At 69.0% G+C, this 15,877-nt stretch carries 19 protein-coding genes; 10 read left to right on the plus strand and 9 right to left on the minus strand.

Translation table 11 applies throughout. The features are described 5' to 3' along the window. Positions 1 to 64 precede the first annotated feature (64 nt). Both ACGFIF_RS30870 and ACGFIF_RS30875 read left to right on the plus strand, forming a co-directional pair. Positions 65 to 994 (plus strand): SDR family oxidoreductase, encoded by a 930-nt coding sequence (locus ACGFIF_RS30870; protein WP_393159342.1) that lies wholly within the window; start codon positions 65 to 67, stop codon positions 992 to 994. Between the two features lie 15 nt (positions 995 to 1,009). After that, positions 1,010 to 1,777 (plus strand): class I SAM-dependent methyltransferase, encoded by a 768-nt coding sequence (locus tag ACGFIF_RS30875; RefSeq protein WP_393159344.1) that lies wholly within the window; start codon positions 1,010 to 1,012, stop codon positions 1,775 to 1,777. Here ACGFIF_RS30875 and ACGFIF_RS30880 read toward each other — a convergent pair. After that, positions 1,770 to 2,297, minus strand: coding sequence for a GNAT family N-acetyltransferase (locus ACGFIF_RS30880; protein WP_393159346.1), 528 nt, complete (start codon positions 2,295 to 2,297; stop codon positions 1,770 to 1,772). The two genes, ACGFIF_RS30875 and ACGFIF_RS30880, sit on opposite strands and share 8 nt — an antisense overlap. A 62-nt stretch (positions 2,298 to 2,359) precedes the next feature. Between ACGFIF_RS30880 and ACGFIF_RS30885 the strand changes: the two genes are divergently transcribed. Continuing rightward, entirely contained in the window at positions 2,360 to 2,656 is a 297-nt protein-coding gene (locus ACGFIF_RS30885) for a hypothetical protein (protein WP_393159347.1), read from the plus strand. Here the strand turns inward: ACGFIF_RS30885 and ACGFIF_RS30890 are convergent. Together ACGFIF_RS30890 and ACGFIF_RS30895 are read right to left on the minus strand one after the other, a co-directional pair. Beyond that, positions 2,653 to 3,201: a dihydrofolate reductase family protein gene (locus ACGFIF_RS30890; RefSeq protein WP_393159348.1), complete on the minus strand. Its 549-nt coding sequence runs from the start codon at positions 3,199 to 3,201 to the stop codon at positions 2,653 to 2,655. The two genes, ACGFIF_RS30885 and ACGFIF_RS30890, sit on opposite strands and share 4 nt — an antisense overlap. A gap of 59 nt (positions 3,202 to 3,260) precedes the next feature. Further along, entirely contained in the window at positions 3,261 to 4,679 is a 1,419-nt protein-coding gene (locus ACGFIF_RS30895) for a polysaccharide lyase 6 family protein (RefSeq protein WP_393159349.1), read from the minus strand. A 392-nt stretch (positions 4,680 to 5,071) separates the two neighbouring features. Between ACGFIF_RS30895 and ACGFIF_RS30900 the strand changes: the two genes are divergently transcribed. Further along, on the plus strand, positions 5,072 to 6,001 hold the full coding sequence (locus ACGFIF_RS30900; protein ID WP_393159351.1) for a DUF3800 domain-containing protein: 930 nt from the start codon (positions 5,072 to 5,074) through the stop codon (positions 5,999 to 6,001). Here ACGFIF_RS30900 and ACGFIF_RS30905 read toward each other — a convergent pair. The 3 genes from ACGFIF_RS30905 to ACGFIF_RS30915 form a co-directional block, all read right to left on the minus strand. Then, on the minus strand, positions 5,980 to 6,270 hold the full coding sequence (locus ACGFIF_RS30905; protein ID WP_393159353.1) for a hypothetical protein: 291 nt from the start codon (positions 6,268 to 6,270) through the stop codon (positions 5,980 to 5,982). The two genes, ACGFIF_RS30900 and ACGFIF_RS30905, sit on opposite strands and share 22 nt — an antisense overlap. A 101-nt stretch (positions 6,271 to 6,371) precedes the next feature. Then, a complete protein-coding gene (locus tag ACGFIF_RS30910) occupies positions 6,372 to 9,044 on the minus strand; it encodes an ATP-binding protein (RefSeq protein WP_393159354.1) in 2,673 nt (890 codons plus the stop codon). Between the two features lie 10 nt (positions 9,045 to 9,054). Next, a complete protein-coding gene (locus tag ACGFIF_RS30915) occupies positions 9,055 to 9,840 on the minus strand; it encodes an SDR family oxidoreductase (protein WP_393159356.1) in 786 nt (261 codons plus the stop codon). A gap of 149 nt (positions 9,841 to 9,989) precedes the next feature. Here ACGFIF_RS30915 and ACGFIF_RS30920 point away from each other — a divergent pair, with 149 nt between their 5' ends. The 4 genes from ACGFIF_RS30920 to ACGFIF_RS30935 all read left to right on the plus strand — a co-directional run bounded on the left by ACGFIF_RS30920 (position 9,990) and on the right by ACGFIF_RS30935 (position 12,295). Beyond that, on the plus strand, positions 9,990 to 10,361 hold the full coding sequence (locus ACGFIF_RS30920) for a YciI family protein (RefSeq protein WP_393159357.1): 372 nt from the start codon (positions 9,990 to 9,992) through the stop codon (positions 10,359 to 10,361). Then, positions 10,362 to 10,736 carry a VOC family protein gene (locus ACGFIF_RS30925; protein ID WP_393159359.1) on the plus strand — a complete coding sequence of 125 codons (375 nt, stop codon included), beginning with the start codon at positions 10,362 to 10,364 and terminating at the stop codon, positions 10,734 to 10,736. A gap of 111 nt (positions 10,737 to 10,847) precedes the next feature. Continuing rightward, the gene (locus ACGFIF_RS30930; protein WP_393159723.1) at positions 10,848 to 11,423 is read left to right on the plus strand and encodes an adenylate kinase; all 576 of its coding nucleotides are present in this window, start codon (positions 10,848 to 10,850) and stop codon (positions 11,421 to 11,423) included. Between the two features lie 257 nt (positions 11,424 to 11,680). Continuing rightward, positions 11,681 to 12,295 carry a hypothetical protein gene (locus tag ACGFIF_RS30935; protein ID WP_393159360.1) on the plus strand — a complete coding sequence of 205 codons (615 nt, stop codon included), beginning with the start codon at positions 11,681 to 11,683 and terminating at the stop codon, positions 12,293 to 12,295. Positions 12,296 to 12,340: 45 nt separating this feature from the next. On the opposite strand, the gene ACGFIF_RS30940 is transcribed toward ACGFIF_RS30935, so the two are convergent. Then, positions 12,341 to 12,976, minus strand: coding sequence for a hemerythrin domain-containing protein (locus tag ACGFIF_RS30940; protein ID WP_393159362.1), 636 nt, complete (start codon positions 12,974 to 12,976; stop codon positions 12,341 to 12,343). Between the two features lie 60 nt (positions 12,977 to 13,036). Here ACGFIF_RS30940 and ACGFIF_RS30945 point away from each other — a divergent pair, with 60 nt between their 5' ends. Beyond that, positions 13,037 to 13,309 carry a DUF1905 domain-containing protein gene (locus tag ACGFIF_RS30945; protein ID WP_393159364.1) on the plus strand — a complete coding sequence of 91 codons (273 nt, stop codon included), beginning with the start codon at positions 13,037 to 13,039 and terminating at the stop codon, positions 13,307 to 13,309. 35 nt (positions 13,310 to 13,344) lie between these two features. Beyond that, the gene (locus ACGFIF_RS30950; protein WP_393159365.1) at positions 13,345 to 14,394 is read left to right on the plus strand and encodes a biotin/lipoate A/B protein ligase family protein; all 1,050 of its coding nucleotides are present in this window, start codon (positions 13,345 to 13,347) and stop codon (positions 14,392 to 14,394) included. Here the strand turns inward: ACGFIF_RS30950 and ACGFIF_RS30955 are convergent. Together ACGFIF_RS30955 and ACGFIF_RS30960 are read right to left on the minus strand one after the other, a co-directional pair. Further along, positions 14,378 to 15,196, minus strand: a complete 819-nt coding sequence (locus ACGFIF_RS30955; RefSeq protein ID WP_393159367.1) for a PhzF family phenazine biosynthesis protein — start codon at positions 15,194 to 15,196, stop codon at positions 14,378 to 14,380. The two genes, ACGFIF_RS30950 and ACGFIF_RS30955, sit on opposite strands and share 17 nt — an antisense overlap. Next, positions 15,193 to 15,822 (minus strand): dihydrofolate reductase family protein, encoded by a 630-nt coding sequence (locus tag ACGFIF_RS30960; RefSeq protein WP_393159369.1) that lies wholly within the window; start codon positions 15,820 to 15,822, stop codon positions 15,193 to 15,195. Before ACGFIF_RS30960 ends, ACGFIF_RS30955 begins: the two co-directional genes overlap by 4 nt. Positions 15,823 to 15,877: the final 55 nt, after the last annotated feature.

A 15,877-nucleotide genomic window follows, 5' to 3' on the forward strand; every position in this document is an offset into this window, starting at 1 on the left:
ACCACCGGTCTGATAACGTGGAAGCCATAACAGACCACCAGTCTTTTATGAGATGGAGACGAGAATGTACGTCGTTCCCGACCAGACCGGCAAGCTCGCGGTCGTCACCGGCGCCAACAGCGGCACCGGCAAGGAAGCCACCAAGCGGCTGGCCGCGGCCGGCGCCCGTGTGGTGATGGCGGTCCGCACCGTCGCGAAGGGTGAGGCGGCCCGGGCCGAGATCCTCGCCGAGCACCCGCACGCCCAGCTCGAGGTACGGCGCATCGACCTCGCCGACCTCGCCTCGGTCCAGGAGTTCGCCGCCGGGCTGAGCGCGGACGAGCCGCACCTCGACCTGCTGGTGAACAACGCCGGCGTGATGCATCCGCCGACCCGGATGACCACGAAGGACGGTTTCGAGCTGCAGTTCGGCTCCAACTTCCTCGGCCCGTTCGCTCTCACCCTGCAGTTGCTGCCGCTGGTCCTGGCCGCCCCGAAGCCGTGGATCACCACGATGAGCAGCGGTGCCGCGAACTTCGGCCGGATCCACTTCGACGACCTGCAGTGGGAGCGCCGGTATCGGGCGACGGCGGCGTACGCGCAGTCGAAGCTCGCCGACCTGATGTTCAGCAACCACCTCGCGCAGGTGGCCGCCGACCACGGCTGGCCGCTGCTCAGCAACGGCGCGCACCCCGGCTTCACCCGCACCAACCTGCAGACGGCCGGCCCCAGCCTCGGCCGCGACAAGACGCCGCGGCTCGTGGAGCTCGCGATGCGCTTCAACCCGCTACCGTCGCAGGAGGTGGAGATCGGCACCGAGCCGTTGTTGTTCGCGGCAACCAGCCCGGACGCGAAGGCCGGTGCGTACTACGGCCCGTCCGGCCGCCTCGGCCTGGTCGGCCCGACCAAACTCGTCAACCCGCCGAAGCGCTCGCTCGACCGCGAAGCCAACGCTCGCCTCTGGAAGGCGGCCGAAGAACTCACCGGGGTATCCCTGCCGACCCATGTCCGGTAGGCCTACGCTGCGGGAATGAGCGAGTGGTCGAGTGGCGACATCTACGAGTCGTACGTGGGCCGGTGGAGCCGGCCGGTCGCGGCGGAGTTCGTCGGCTGGCTGGACCAGCCCACAGGCCTGCGCTGGCTCGATGTCGGCTGCGGTACGGGCGCTCTGACCAGCACGATCCTGCGGATCGCGGCTCCCGCGTCGGTGCTCGGCGTGGACCCGTCAGAAGGGTTCATCGGGTACGCGCGCCAGACCGTCGACGACGAGCGGGCGAGCTTCGAGGTCAGGTCCGCCGCTGAGCTCCCGGACGGTCCGTACGACGCGGTCGTCGCCGGGCTTGTGCTCAACTTCATCCCCGAACGCGTCGAGGCGCTACGCCGGATGCGGGAGATCGGCTCGACGGTCGCGGTCTACGTCTGGGACTACGCCGACGGCATGCAACTGATGAGGTACTTCTTCGACGCGGTGGCCGAGGTGCGGCCGCAGGACCGTGAGCACGACGAGGGCATCCGCTTCTCGTTCTGTACGGCGGAGGGCATCCAGGGGCTGTTCACCGATGCCGGGTTCACCACGGTCGCCACGCGCGAGATCGTCGTACCGACGGTCTTCACCTCGTTCGACGACTACTGGCGGCCGTTCCTGGGTGGGCAGGGGGTTGCGCCGGCCTACCTGCGCAGCTTGGCCGCGCCGGATCAGGAGGTACTGCGGGAGGCGGTGCGCTCGCGGTTGCCGATCGAGGCGGACGGCTCGATCCGGTTGACCGCCCGCGCGTGGGCGGCGAAGGCGGTCAGCTGAGGTAGTCGGTGCGCAGGAGACCGAACAGCAGGTCGTCGGTCCACTCGCCCTTGAACCACGAGTTGGAGGGCCGCAAACCCTCCCGCCGAAAGCCGACCCGTTCGAGCAGCCGTGCCGACGCGGAGTTGCGAGCATCGCACTCAGCCGACACGCGATGCAGGCTCCGCTCGATGAAGAGGTGGTCGAGCAGTCCCCGAACGGCCTCGGTCGCATAGCCGTTCCCCTGGTACGCCGGCGCCAGCGTGAAACCGAGCTCGGCCTGCATGAGGTTGTCGTGCAGATTGAGCCCGAGGTCCCCGATCAGTACGCCGTCCAGGTCGATCGCGTACTGGAACCAGCCGGGCCCGGCCGGATCCCCCTGCCCGAAGTCCTCGACCAGCTCGAGCGCGTCCGCCAGGCTCACCGGCTCATCCCACGACTGGTAGCGGGCAACCTCCGGCACCGACCGGTACGCCGCGAACGCCTCGGCGTCCGCGGTCGTGAAGCGGCGCAAGCCCAACCGCTCGGTGCGTACGAACATCCCGTCATCATGTCAAAACCGCGGCCTCGACTCCGTCTTATCTGTAAGAGAGGAGTGCGCCGATGAAATTCCTACTGATCCTGCAGGGCGACACCGGCGCGGACCTGTGCCGCGACGCGTTCGAGCACACCGCCCGCGAGGCCGGCGAACTGGTCGGCGGTGAACTGCTGGCCGATGCACAGCTGGCGATCACCGTTCCCGACCGAGCCCGCGCGGTCTCGATCGACGCCTACTACCTGATCGACGTGGAGACTCCGGCCCGCGCGGTCGAGCTCGCGCACCTTCTCCCCGACACCCGCGCCCCCGGCCGCTCGGTGGAGATCCGCGCCGTCATGCACTCGACCGCGGTCGACTTCTAGCCCTCCTTGGACACTGCGAACCAGAGGTTGGAGGCGAGCGGGTTCTCGGTCAGGCTCAGGCGGGTCAGGGCGACGGTGTGACCGCCGGGGTGGTCGAAGAGGCGGGTGCCGTCGCCGAGCATCACCGGTGCGAAGCACAGCAGCACCTCGTCGAGTTCGCCGGCCTCGATGCACTGCTTGGCGATGTTCGCGCCGATCACGTTGACGTACTTGTCGCCGGCCGCGTCCTTCGCCATCGCGAGTGCCTTCGCGAACTCGTCGACGTACGTGACACCGGGCTCGGGGCTGGCCGGCGGGCGGTGTGTGACCACGAACAGCGGCCCGTCCCATCCGCCGCCGAAGGCCTGGCCCTCGCCCTCGTCGCCCTTGTGCGGATCGTCCCCGTCGTGCGACCGCCGCCCGATCAGCAGTGACCCGATCCGCGGGATCAGCTCCTCGACCTCCGGATTCGGCCCGAGGTACGGCCGCATCCACTGCATGTCGCCCTCCGGCCCGGTGATGAAACCGTCCACCGACATCGTCACCGAGTACAACACCTTCGCCATCACAAACCTCCGGCTCGCTCGTCCTGTACCCCTGTTGAGACGAGCGAGCCGGCGAAAACTCATCGCGGCCCGACGTCTCCGGGGGTGAGCGGCCGGTTGAGCGGAGTGGCCGGGCTGTACTCGTCCGCGCCGACGTCGGCCCGGCCCATGCGCGGGTGACCGTCGAGGTCGCGGGTCACGGTCGGGTAGGTCTTGCTGGCAGCGTTGATCGCCGGACTCGACGAGGTGAGGCGGCGGATGCCGTCGGAGCCGGTGGCGAGCCTCGGGTCCTTCCGGCTGAAGCCGCCGGGGATGTTGCCGTCTCCGGCGGCGCCCCAGCAGATGTTGCCGGACCAGCTGATGCCCTGCAGGTACGGCATCGACACCAGATGCCTGCCCGAGTCGCCGACCAGCAGGTTGTCGGCGATCGTGCAGCCCATCGGCGGGAGTGTCCGCTGCGACTCGCCGCTGATCGCCGTACCGCAGAACAGGATCGTGTTGAGGGCGATCGTCACCCGGTCCGGTGCGTCGTTGCCGCGGCGGCTCTCCGGTGAGTCCTCCGGCTTGTGGTCCTGGACGTTGCCGCTGCCCAGGACGACGCCGGAGCCGCCGACCTGCTCGACGTAGTTGTTCACGATCAGGTGATCGTTGCCGTAGATCCGTATTCCGTTGCTCCCGGCAAGGATGAAGTTGCCTTCGACCCGGGTCCGGTTGCCGTGCCGGAGTACGATCCCGCCGAGGCTGTCGCGGATCGTGTTGTACCGGATGGTGTTGCCGGACGACTTGACCGAGATGGCCTCGGGATCGCCGTCGACGCGTTCGAACAGGTTGTACTCGACCACCGCACCCGCGTCGCTCAGCGACCGGCCGCTCAGCCCGAGCCGGATCGGTTCGCCGCCGTTGTCGCCGGCGAAGGTGTGGTCGGAGAAGTAGTTCCGGGTGATCCGCACACCGCGGGCCATCCCGTCCGCACCGGGCCCTTCGACCCCGAGGAAGACGCCGAGGGTGGACTTTCCGTGGAAGTGGTTCCGCTCCACGGTGGAGTAGTCACCGCGGATCATCAGCCAGTGCATGCCCTCGATATCGGCCAACTGGAAGTCGTTCCGGCTGATCCTGAGGTGATGGCACGTGGTCGGCACCTCGAACGTCGACCGCTGCCGGAGCTTGAACCCGCTCACCGTGACGTATGACGAGTCGCCGAAGACGAACCCGCGGCTCCCGGTCAGCGTCACGCCGCCGATCGACTCGGCCCGGACGGTGATCGGCGCGTCCGCGGTGCCGCGTTTGCCCTGGACCGCGATCGTCTGGCCGTCCGGTACGTCGTACGTCCCGTTGGCGAGCACGATCTCGGCACCCGGCCGGGCCGCGGCGATCGCCCTCCGGAGTTCGTCGAGGGTCTTCGCCCGGACGGGTCGGGCGTGGGCACGGGCGGGCGGGACGACGAACGCGGTGGTGGCGAGGCCGGCGCCGACGGTGGTCAGGAAGGTACGGCGATGCATGCGTTTCTCCTCCGGGATCGGGGGCGGTGTTCCGGATGTGGCGCTCAGTCTGTGGCTCGCGGACGGGTCTGGCAAGCGTTTGCCAACGAACTTGCCGGGATCTCCCGTCGGGTGGGACGAAGCGGGCATCCGGTTCCGCGACACAGCCCGGTTGCGCCGGCCGGACCGCGCTACCGGTAGCCTTCGGGACAATCTGACTTTTCGGATTTTCGGACCTTCCGGACGCAAGCCCTGACACAAATCGTTGGTCGATCCGGCCCGCGATCGCCGATCATGGGGTGCATGTCTCCGAAGGCCGCTGCCGCTCACTGATTCCGCGACACCTCGCCGGATCATGCCCGTCACCAACGGGCTCTTCAGCGTGCAGCCTTCAGCCTTGGAGTTCATCACCTATGCACACCCTGCCATCGCAGGCGTGGGTCGAGATCGCCTGTGACGAGTCGGGATTCTCCGGGAGCAACCTCCTGGATCCCGAGTCGCCCGTGATCACCCATGCCGGCGTGGATCTCGCCGTACCGGAGGCCGCCGAGGTGGTCGCCGTACTGCGGTCGTCCCGTCGGCGCCGATCCACCGAGTACAAGTCCAACCTGCTGCTCCGGCCCGAGCAGCGATCCGAGCTCGAGTGGTTCCTGACCGTCCTGCGGGGGCGTGCGCACGTCCACGTCATCGACAAGACCTGGTACGTCGCCCGCCGGGTGATCGAGTTGCTCGTCGCCGAACCGTCGTACGGCGCGGGCACCAGCCTGGAATGCGATCACCACGAGAGCGCGATCGCCATCTACCGGGCCGCCGGCCGGACCGAGTTCCTGGACGCGTTCATCACGATGACGCGGACGAAGCGGCTGCGGCTGATCGACCATGCGCTGATCGACCGGTTCTTCGCGACGATGCCGGCCGAGGTAGCGGTGTTGCGGGACGTGACGCGTGCGCACGTGGAAGAGGTGCTGCTGCGGTTGATCGACGACGATCCGGCGATCCCGCCGCCGCTCGAGCCGATGGTGCCTGCGCTGGCGGAGACCGCGCTGTTCTGGAGTGCCGGTCGTCGGTCGGTCGCGGTGGTGCACGACGAGCAGAGTGCGCTGACCCGGCATCGCATCGCCCGGCTGCGCACGTACCTGGCTGGGGCGACGTTTCCGTCCCCACCGCCGCTGCTGACCGTGACTCAGGTCGACTCTCGTCGCGATCCGCGCGTCCAGGTGGCCGACCTGCTGGCCGGAATTGCCCGTCGCTTGCACGCGCAGCCGAGCCGGCTGCTCCAGCCCTACCTGGTGGGCGGGATCCACCCGCCCACCACGCTGGATCAGACCGGCTGGCGGGTGTAGCTGCGGGCCACCTCGATGCCGAGGATCTCGGGCCGGCCCGCCGGTTCGGGGCCGAGGACCTTGGCGAGGACCGGGCCGAGGCGGTCGGCGAAGAAACGGTCGGCGTGCTCCTTGGTCTCCCAGAGGGTGACCACTCGGAGCCCGTCGGCGGTGGTGCCGACGTACCGGGCCTCCAGGCCGTCGACCTGGTCCTCGCCGAGTTGGTCCATGACCCGGTCGAACTGCTCGATCGCCGCGAACGGCGGGGTGGCGACTGCGATCCACTGCATGATTCCTCCTGGGTGAGTGCTGACCCTCGTCACGCTAGGGATCCGCGGGCGGGCGCGAATCCGCCAGATCACTCATTCGGGGTACTCATCGGGCGGGGTGCTCACCGGCGGCTGGACCAGGCGGCGATCTGGCTGCGAGTGGTGAAGCCGAGTTTGGTGAGGATGTGCTGGACGTGGTTCTGCGCGGTCCGCTCCGAGATCACCAGCCGCCCGGCGATCTGCCGGTTCGTCATCCCCTCGGCCACCAGCCCGGCGACCTCCAGCTCGCGGGTGCTCAGCCCGTGCTTCTCGTTGCCGTTCAACCGCCCGACCAGAACGGCGGCCCGTTCCCTGTAGGCGGACATGCCAAGCGTCTCGACCAAGCGCGCCGCCTCGGTCGCGAGCGGCCGGGCCCGGTCGCGGTCGCCCGCCCGGTCGCGCGTGAACAGCGTCCAGGCGAGGTGATACTGCGCCTCGGCAACGAACCCGGCGGCTCCGGCGGTCTCGGCCAGGGCGACCGCCGTGGTCAGATCGTCGACTGCGGCATCCAATCGCCCGAGTGCGGCCGCGGCCCGGCCGATGGCCAGTTCAGCTGGCCCCAGGTACGCGACACCGTTGCCCACGGCATGTTCCCCACGGAACGGCTGCAACCTGTTCAGCAATGCGGCGAGGTCGTCGAACCGGCCGAGGCCGCAGCAGGCCAGGGTCGCGTACACGTACGCCGGCAGCACGAAGAACGCGGGCAACGACCACGTGTCGATCGGCCCGGCCCGCTGGTACGCCGCCGCCGCCTGCTCGGGTGAGTTCGTGCAGAGCAACAGGTGGGCCCTGGACAGCAGGGAGAGCGTGACGAAGCGCGGCGGTGGTTCGAACGGCTGTTGGGCGAACTGCCGCATCTCGTCGGTGACTGCGACATGTCCGGCCAAGGCGATCTGCAGGGCGAAGTACGCGCCCGTGGCTGGAGCCCGTTCGACCGGCCGCATCCGGTCGAAGCCGCGCCGCCCGAGCATCGCTGCTTCGGCGTACAGGCCGCGGGCTTGGGCAATACAGGCGGCGATGCGGTCGTGGTGCCAGGCGGCGACCGGGCCGCCGAGGCGGTCGACGGCGACGCGGAGGCGGGGGAGTTCCTCGGCCGCGGCGGCGAGGCGGCCGCTTTCGATCAGCGCGTCGAGCCGCCAGATCTCGCCCCACATCTCTGCCCGTGGGTTACTGGTCCGCTTGGCGAGGTCGAGCATTTCGGTCGCGAGCTCCAGCCGCTCGGCGCGACCGTGCGGACCCGGGCACGCCTCCTGCCGAGCGCGCAGCGCATCAGCGAGCGCTCGGTCGTCCTTAGAGGTCCTCGCGAGGGTGAGAGCCTCCGCGCTGAGCTCGTCGAGTCGCGATTGCTCGCCGTCGTAGAAGGCGAGATGGCTGCGCAGGGCAAGCAGCCGGGCACGGAGTCCAGGATCGATGTCCAGGGCAAGCGCCTCCTCGCAGAGCCGCTCGGCGGTCGCGTTGATGGCCGGGTCGGGAACTGCTTCGAGCACCAGGGCGGCCTCGGCCGACTGCTCCGGACTCTGCGCCGTCGCGGCCGCCTCGACCGCTGCGGCGCAACAGCTCTGCAGATCACCGGCCAGGTAGGCCGCCTTGCCCAGGGCAATCAAGATCTCGCAGGACTCCCGCAGGTCGAGTGGCCGCGTCGTCAACGCCTGCCGATAGAGCCGAACACCTTCCTCGTAGGCCAGTCGTCGGACGGCGTCCTCGGCCGCACGAACGATCCACCGCCGCGCGGTCGTGCCGTCGCCGTACTGCGCGAGGACCGCATAGTGACTGGCGATCGTGGCCAACTGCTCCTCGGGGTCGTCCTCCAGTGCTGCTGCGACGGCACGGTGGAGCATTATCCGTTCGGTGGTCGACAGGGAGGCCTCGACGGCGTCGCGGGTGAGGGCATGGACGAACCGGAAGTCCTCGATGAAGCCCAGTTTCGTTGCCTCGTCCACCAGCGGCAGACAGTCGTCCACGGGCCGTTGCAGCGTCGCGGCAACTGTTCGGAGGCGGAAGTCGCGGCCGACGATCGCGGCGGCCTGGACCAGCCGGCGGCAGTCGTCCGAGGCGCGGTCGAGTCGGGTGCCGACGATCTCTCGAACCGACCGTGGCGGTGGCTGGTTCGGACGCCAACTGCCGTCGGCGATCGCGCGGGCGAGTTCGCGGACGAACAGCGGGTTGCCGCCGGTGACCTCGTAGACCGTTGCCGCCAGCCCGGAATCGGTGGTTGCCGACGTCAACTGTTCGGCGACCTCGGTCGCGGCGAGGGGTTGCAGATCCAGGCGTTCGGCGGCGGAGAGTTCGCCCAGTCCGGTGGCGTCGCGGGCGGTGGCGAGGATCAGCACCGGCAGGTTGGTGAGTTGGCCGGCCAGATGTCGCAGTACCAGCAAGGACGGTTCGTCACCGCGGTGGATGTCGTCGAGGACGATGACGAGGCCACGGTCCCCGGCGGCCCGTCGTACCTCGTCCGTGACTTCCTCGAAGAGCTTGAAACGGTCGTCGCCGGTGAGCACCTGATCCGCGTCCAGGTCGAGTGAGCGCAGTACCTGCCGCCACGGCCAGTACGCGGGAGCGCCTTCGGTCTCGACGCAGCGGCCCCACGCGACGGCGGCTCCCTGCGCGAGGGCCAGCCCGGCGACTTCCTGTGCCAGCCGGGTCTTGCCGATCCCGGCCTCGCCGGTACACAGGACCAGTCGCCCGTGACCTGCACGAGCCTCGTCCACCCACGCGCGCAGGGCCTGCAGTTCCCCCCGGCGCCCCACCATCGCCATGGGCCAAGCATCACTCCCCGAGCGGTTTGGCGGAAGCCCCGTGTGTTTGCTCGGCCAGGAAGTCCTCCCAGGTGCGCGTGCCGACGTCGGCGCCGCTGAGCGTCAAGTTGCCTCCGGCCCGATATACCTTGCCGGCCTTGCCCGGGACACGGACCGGGAGCGACAACCGTCGCTTGCCAGTCGCCTTCAGGTAGTCGCGGGCGAGGTCTCCCACTGGGTAAACCTTCGGGCCGACCAGATCAGGCACGAGCCCGGCCGGCTCGCCCAGCGCGAGTTCGACCAGCCGCTCGGCCACGTCCCGAGCATCCACCGGCTGGAACCTCAAACCGCCGGGAACAGGCAGCACCGGCAGTTTCGCCATCGCCTGCACCGTCTTCAACGCGAAGTCATGGAACTGCGCCGCCCGCAGCACCGTCCACGGCACCGACGACTCCCGGACGGCCTGCTCAGCACCGAGCTTCGACTTGAAGTACGTGAACGGCAACTGGTCCACCGCCGTCACCGAGATGTGCACCAGATGCTTCACCCCAGCCCGCTCCGCCGCCTGAACGAGATTCCGCGTCCCGATGTCGTCACCCTTCGGCCCGCCCGCCAGGTGCACCACCACGTCGACACCCTCCACCGCGGCGTCGATCCCCGCACCCTCCATCAGATCCGCGGCAACGTATTCCACCCCATCGCCCCGATCCCGCCCATGCCGGCTCAGGACGCGAACATCCCGTCCCGCCGCCCGCACCAACGGCACAACCTGCCGCCCGAGCGTCCCGGTCCCACCAGTCACCAGCAGCGTGCCCACAACAGCCTCCACTCATCAGGTGGACCCGTTTCCCGGGTCCTCACCCTTCTGACGGACCCCGATCCGGGAGTGTGACCGGCAGAATGTCGAGGGTGGCGCGGTGGGTCCGACGTCTACTGCGTATCGGCACACACCCACAGGAGGATCTTGTGAAGTACGTGATTCTGATCCATTCCAACCCGCAGCCGTGGGGGCACCCGACGGTGGACTTCACCGAGGTGGGGCGGGCGATCCCGGTGGAGCAGCGGGAGCGGATGTACAAGGAGTTCGACGAGATGCTCGCCGAGCTGAAGGCGTCGGGGGAGTTCTTGACCGCGGAGGCGCTGGATGCGCCGGCCTCGTCGAGCGTCTACCGGTGGCAGGGTGGCCGGCCGGTCAGCACCGACGGGCCGTACGCGGAGGCGAAGGAGCAGTTGGCCGGGTTCTTCCTGTTCGACTTCGCCACCCGTGAGCGGGCCGAGGAGATCGCGGCCAAGTTCGCCGGACCCGGTGACGTGGTGGAACTCCGGCCGGTGATGTGAATGTCCGACGCGATCAGGCTCGCATCGCCGACGCTGAACTGCCCCGATGCGACTGCGCTGGCGCGCTTCTACGCCGAGATCACCGGCGGGAAGGTTGTGTACGTCGATCCGGTCTGGGCGACGATGGACGGGCCGGGCGGGCGGATCGACTTCCAGACCGATCCCGCCTACGTCCCGCCGACCTGGCCGGATCCGGCGACCCCGATCCAGATGCACCTCGACTTCACCGTCGACGATCTGGACGCGACCGCGGCCAAGGTGCTGGCCGCGGGGGCGACCAGGTACGACCACCAGCCGAACGACGACCACTGCCTGGTCTTCGCGGACCCGGCCGGGCACCCGTTCTGCCTGTCCACCTGGGACCCGCTGGCGTGACGTAGCTCGCGTCCGGACGTGATGTAGGCCGTACCGCTGTCGCGGAACTTCTCCTACTCTGTTGAAACTTACCGAGAGTCAGGAGTGCTGCCCGTGACGACCGTCGTCCTGATGGGACCGCCCGGTGCCGGCAAGGGAACCCATGCCGAGCTGCTCGCGGGTCGTCTCGGCGTCCCTGTCATCTCGACCGGTGACATCTTCCGTGCCCAGGTCGCCGCCGGGACCGACCTGGGCCGGACCGCGCAGCGGTACCTGGACGCCGGTGAGTACGTCCCGGACGAGGTCACCAACGCGATGGTGCGCGAGCGCCTGGCCGCCGACGACACCCGCTCGGGCTTCCTCCTCGACGGGTATCCGCGCACCCTCGACCAGGTGGCGGTCCTGGACGAGATCCGCAGCATCGATGCGGTCGTGGTTCTGCGGGTCGAGCAGGAAGCCCTGGTCCGCCGCCTGCTCCGCCGGGCCGAGACCGAGCACCGCTCGGACGACACCGAGGAGGTGATCCGGCACCGGCTCCAGGTGTACAGCGACCAGACCGTCCCGCTCATCAGCCTGTACGGCGACCGCGGCCTGCTCCGCGAGGTCGACGGCAACGGCGAGATCGACGAGGTCCGCGAACGCGTCCTCCACGTCGCCTGCGAATTCACCCCGGCTGAGGAATCTCCTCCCGGCCCGGTTGCCGGTTGAGCGCCAGCGCTGACGTTCACGGCGTACTGCCAGGAAAGTCGAGGGGCTTTCCCAGCGGGTCTTTCTAGCGTCATTGCCTTCGCACGGGGATCGGAACCGACGAAGGAGAAGGACAGTGGAAGACGACGACAAGCCCGTCGGCCGGGTGCTGAGCCGGCGCAAGGCGCTGGCCGTGTTCGGCGCGGCCGGGATGACCGGTCGGACATCCGGGTGGACACCTCGGACGGGTCGCAGGTTGCCGGTGCGACCTCACCCTGGTGCTGCACATCCTGCAAGTGGGGGATCAGGCCTGCAAACCATTGCCGGGTGCAACTGTCGACATCTGGCACTGTGACGCGGCCGGGATCTACTCCGACATCGCGGCCGAAGGCACCACCGACAAGAACTTCCTGCGCGGCTACCAGGGGACGAACCGAGGCGGCATCGTCAAGTTCACCACCGTCCTGCCGGGCTGGTACCAGGGCCGGACCGTCCACACCCACGTGAAGGTGCAGACGACCGGTACCGACGGCAACCCGCACGAGTTCACCTCGCAGCTGTACTTCACCGAGGAGTTCAAGGCCGCTTACCTGGCCAGGGCGCCGTACGCCGCCAAGGGCACGCCGGACACCACGAACGACGCCGACATGCACTACGCCGACATCGGCGACCAGATGCTGCTCAAGCCCAGGCTGACCCGCAGCGGGTACGAGGCGTCCTTCGCCATCGCCCTCGACCTCTCCGACACCGCGGTCGGCGCCGACGACGCCTTCAGCGTGCCGGGCGGTGGCGGCCCCGGCGGCACCCCACCCACGGGCACGCCGCCCACTGGCACCCCGACCACTGGCACCCCGACCACTGGCACCCCGACCACTGGCACCCCGACCACCTGACCCGCTGCCCCGAGCCCCGGCGCACCCCCGGGGCTCGGGCTTGCGTCAGCTGCGCCAAACGGGAGCGACGGACTTGCGGTAGTTGCGGCCGAAGATGCCGGAGATGACGGTCAGGACCGGCTTGGGCACCGTGCCGGTGATCGCCGCGGACTCCTCCGGGCCGGCGCCGTCGAGCGCCCAGGCGAAGAACGTGCCGCCCTGCGACGGGCTGACCTTGGCGAACTGCCGGCCCATCGCCTTCATCTCGGCGGAGTCCTTCTTCTCCAGGTACACCGGCTCGATCGCGGCCTCCTCGTGATCCAGGTGCAGCACCGTGACCCGCTGCAACTCCTGCATCGCGGTCAGCGCGGCCGCTGCGTCATCGGCACTCGCCGTACTGCGCAGGGTCGCGAGTGCGCTGCGGGTCGCGGTCAGCGCCGCCGCCATCGTGTCGTGCTCGGCATCCATCTGGGTGAGCAGCTCGTGGCTCACGCCGATCGACTCCAGCGCCGGCCAGGCGATCTCGTGCTCACCCTCGTGGTGGCGCGTCAGTTGCTCGTCGAAGTTGGCCCAGGCCATCGACAATTGCTCGGCCCGCTGCCGATCCCCCGCCGGAAACCGCTCCAACGCGTCGATGAATCGCTGCAGATCCCGCCGAAACGCGGCGTGGATCGCCTTGTTCATACTCATCATTTCCGCCATGTTCTCGGAGTGTAGGCTGAAGTGGCGTTGGAGCGGCAGAGGCGAGCCCTGGAGGGGAAAATGGGCACAGCCGTCGAGTTCTCCGGCACCGTACGGCGCTGGAACGAGGACAAGCCCGGCGGTCTCGCGGTCGTCGACGTGCCGTCCGATCGCGTGGCGGAACTGGGTGGGCGCAAACAGCGACGGATCACCGGCACTCTGAATGGTGCCGACTTCACTGGCAGCACGATGCTGGTCGCCGGCGGCGGCTTCTGTGTCGGCGTGAGCAAGGTGGCGCTGAAGGCAGCCGGCGCCTCGGTCGGCGACGAGGTCCGGGTGGCGCTCGAGCCGTAGGAACATTTGTGGCTTTCGGCAAGTTGTCCACAGGTATGCATGGTGAGTACAAAGTGCCGGGTGGGAAGCTGGTTGTCGCGGATCTCGAGGTGGTCGGCGAGCACGTACGGCGGGCTCAGATCAGTGGGGACTTCTTCCTCGAGCCGGACGACGCGCTGGAGCGGATCAACGGTGCGCTCGCCGGTCTGCCGGTTGCGACTCCGGCGGCTCAGGTGGCTGCGCGGGTGCGCGCCGTCCTGGGGGACGGCGTCGAGATGCTCGGGTTCTCGCCGGAGGCCGTGGCGGTCGTCGTCCGGCGTGCGCTGACCGGCGCGACCGGTTGGCGCGATCACGAGTGGGAGTTCGTGCACGACGTTCCGCGGGAGCCGGCCCTGCAGATGGCGCTCGACGAGGTGCTGACCGAGCAGGTCGGTTCCGGTGAGCGCCCGCCCACGCTCCGCGTCTGGGAATGGGCCTCGAACGCGGTCATCATCGGCAGCTTCCAGTCGCTCAGCAACGAGGTCGACCTGGACGGCGCCGCCAAGCACGACGTGACAGTGGTACGACGGATCAGCGGCGGCGGAGCCATGTTCGTCGAACCCGGCAACACGATCACGTACTCGCTCTACGTCCCCGAGTCACTGGTGTCCGGGTTGTCGTTCACCGAGTCGTACGCGTTCCTGGACGACTGGGTGATCGGGGCGCTCAACGACCTCGGTATCGCGGCGACGTACCAGCCGATCAACGACATCACCTCTCCCGCCGGCAAGATCGCCGGCGCCGCGCAGAAGCGGTTGGCGGGCGGCGCCATCCTGCACCACGTCACGATGGCCTACGACATGGACGCCGCGAAGATGCTCGAGGTCCTGCGGATCGGCCGCGAGAAGCTGTCCGACAAGGGCACCACGAGCGCGAACAAACGCGTCGACCCGCTCCGCAGCCAGACCGGCCTCGACCGCGCCGAGGTGATCGACCGGATGGTCGCGTCCTTCGCGAGCCGCTACGGCCTCAAGCCCGGCGCCATCGACCCGACGACGGTGGAACTGGCCGAAGATCGCGTGCTCAGCAAGTTCGGCACCGACGACTGGCTCACCCGCGTTCCGTGATCGGTACGGCGTTGCCGCTCACCCGGACCCGATTGTCGTCGGTCCGCAACTCAACCTGGATCTGACTGGGCCGGCCCAGATCGTCACCCTGATGCAGCGTGAGCGTGACGGGCGCCTGGACGATGCCGCGCTCACGCAGGTACGCGCCGAACGCAGCCGCCGCCGCACCGGTCGCCGGATCCTCGACCACACCGCCGACCGGGAACGGGTCGCGAACATGGAAGGTGGTCGCCGACTCCCGCCACACCAGCTGCAGCGTGGTGAGATCGCGCTCGAGCATGTACGCGAGCAGCCGGTCGAAGTCGTAGTCGAGCTCGGCGAGTCGTTGCCGGGTCGACGTACTCAGGATGAGATGACGCGCCCCGGCGTACCCGATGGCCGGTGGCAACGCGGGGTCGAGCTGGTCGGCGCGCCAGCCGAGGATGTCCAGCACCTCGCCGATCTCGCCGGCCTCCTCGACGTACGGCTCGACACTCGTCAGAGTGGCCCGCAGCCCTTCGTCCACGACGATCGGCACGAGCCCGGCCGCGGTCGAGAACACCAGCTCGCCCGGACCGATCCGCTCCGCCAGCGCGACCGCGGTGGCCACCGTCGCGTGGCCGCAGAACGGGACTTCCGCCTTGGGGGAGAAGTACCGCACCTGATATTCCCCGGTCACAAAGGCTGTTTCGGAGTAGCCGACCTCAGCGGCGATCGCCTGCATCGCGGCGTCGTCCAGGCCGCGGGCGTCGAGGACGACGCCGGCCGGATTCCCCCCGGCCGGGTCAGTGGTGAACGCGGTGTAGCGCAGTACTTCGGTCATCGGCGCCTCAAGGTGATGTGGGTGGCGGTGGGTGAGCTGACCATCTCGGTCACCTGGTAGTTGATCAGCGCGTCGGCGACGTTGTCGAACAGGCGCTCGCCGGCGCCGGCGAGCAGCGGGACCTGGACCAGGTACAGCTCGTCGATCAGGCCGGCCCGCAGGTACTGCTGGATCGTCGCGGCACCACCCGCGACGATGACGTCCTGACCGTCGGCGGCCTTGAACGCCCGGTCGAGCACGGTCTCGACCGGCTCGTCGGTGAGGTGGAACGTCGTCCCGCCCTCCATCACGATGGGGTCCCGCGGGTGGTGGGTGTGCACGAAGACATCGTGGTGGTACGGCGGGTTGTCACCCCACCAACCCTTCCACGACTCGTCCTGCCACGGACCGCGGACCGGGCCGAACATGTTCCGCCCCATGATCGTCGCGCCGATGCCCTCCTCCCACCGGCCGACCCGGTCGGGGCCGATCCCGGTCCGGCCGGCCGCCTTGTCCTCCTGCGCGGCGAACATCCAGTCGTGCAGCCCCTCCACACCGTCGCCGAACGGCGCGTCCAGCCGCTGGTTCACGCCGGCGCCGAAGCCGTCCAGCGTGATCGTGTAGTTGTGGACCCGAACCTTGGCCATGATCTTCTCCTCGGGGTGTGCTTGCACCCGATGGTCGGACCCGTCCCGCCGACTT

Source organism: Kribbella sp. NPDC049174 (genome assembly GCF_043197365.1).
Lineage (GTDB): Bacteria > Actinomycetota > Actinomycetes > Propionibacteriales > Kribbellaceae > Kribbella.

Coding starts and splice junctions, on each gene's coding strand:
- ACGFIF_RS30870 (WP_393159342.1), top strand. CDS start 65: ATGTACGTCGTTCCCGACCAGACCGGCAAGCTCGCGGTCGTCACCGGC.
- ACGFIF_RS30875 (WP_393159344.1), top strand. CDS start 1,010: ATGAGCGAGTGGTCGAGTGGCGACATCTACGAGTCGTACGTGGGCCGG.
- ACGFIF_RS30880 (WP_393159346.1), bottom strand. CDS start 2,297: ATGTTCGTACGCACCGAGCGGTTGGGCTTGCGCCGCTTCACGACCGCG.
- ACGFIF_RS30885 (WP_393159347.1), top strand. CDS start 2,360: ATGAAATTCCTACTGATCCTGCAGGGCGACACCGGCGCGGACCTGTGC.
- ACGFIF_RS30890 (WP_393159348.1), bottom strand. CDS start 3,201: ATGGCGAAGGTGTTGTACTCGGTGACGATGTCGGTGGACGGTTTCATC.
- ACGFIF_RS30895 (WP_393159349.1), bottom strand. CDS start 4,679: ATGCATCGCCGTACCTTCCTGACCACCGTCGGCGCCGGCCTCGCCACC.
- ACGFIF_RS30900 (WP_393159351.1), top strand. CDS start 5,072: ATGCACACCCTGCCATCGCAGGCGTGGGTCGAGATCGCCTGTGACGAG.
- ACGFIF_RS30905 (WP_393159353.1), bottom strand. CDS start 6,270: ATGCAGTGGATCGCAGTCGCCACCCCGCCGTTCGCGGCGATCGAGCAG.
- ACGFIF_RS30910 (WP_393159354.1), bottom strand. CDS start 9,044: ATGGCGATGGTGGGGCGCCGGGGGGAACTGCAGGCCCTGCGCGCGTGG.
- ACGFIF_RS30925 (WP_393159359.1), top strand. CDS start 10,362: ATGTCCGACGCGATCAGGCTCGCATCGCCGACGCTGAACTGCCCCGAT.
- ACGFIF_RS30930 (WP_393159723.1), top strand. CDS start 10,848: ATGGGACCGCCCGGTGCCGGCAAGGGAACCCATGCCGAGCTGCTCGCG.
- ACGFIF_RS30940 (WP_393159362.1), bottom strand. CDS start 12,976: ATGGCGGAAATGATGAGTATGAACAAGGCGATCCACGCCGCGTTTCGG.
- ACGFIF_RS30945 (WP_393159364.1), top strand. CDS start 13,037: ATGGGCACAGCCGTCGAGTTCTCCGGCACCGTACGGCGCTGGAACGAG.
- ACGFIF_RS30950 (WP_393159365.1), top strand. CDS start 13,345: ATGCATGGTGAGTACAAAGTGCCGGGTGGGAAGCTGGTTGTCGCGGAT.
- ACGFIF_RS30955 (WP_393159367.1), bottom strand. CDS start 15,196: ATGACCGAAGTACTGCGCTACACCGCGTTCACCACTGACCCGGCCGGG.
- ACGFIF_RS30960 (WP_393159369.1), bottom strand. CDS start 15,822: ATGGCCAAGGTTCGGGTCCACAACTACACGATCACGCTGGACGGCTTC.